We start from the raw sequence: 279 nt of genomic DNA, 5'->3' as shown, positions 1-279 counted from the left end.
GATTGGGATCGGCCAGCGTGTTGGTGTCTTCCTTCACCGCCGCCGCATCGGCCACCGCCACCGGCGCATCGTTGGTGCCGGTGATGGTGATGGTCAGGTTGGCGGACGAAGAGCCGCCGTGATTGTCGGCGTTGGTGTAGCTGAAGACGTCTGTGACGGTGGCGCCTTCGGCAAGCTGCTGCACCGAGGCCAGGCCATTGTCGAGCGTATAGCTGTAGCTGCCGTCGCTGTTGAGATGCAGCGTGCCATAGGTGCCGACCAGGTCGTTGCCGACATTGC

Annotated in this window: 1 protein-coding gene; it reads right to left on the bottom strand. The window is 63.4% G+C overall.

What is annotated here, in order from left to right; genetic code table 11:
- On the bottom strand, positions 1-279 hold a 279-nt coding region (locus EN808_RS36055; protein ID WP_135918287.1), incomplete at both ends, for a VCBS domain-containing protein.

Source organism: Mesorhizobium sp. M8A.F.Ca.ET.165.01.1.1, from assembly GCF_004792065.1.
Classification (GTDB): Bacteria; Pseudomonadota; Alphaproteobacteria; order Rhizobiales; family Rhizobiaceae; genus Mesorhizobium.
Note: the sequence above shows the minus strand (reverse complement) of the source record. Positions and strands in the feature narration are given on the sequence as shown.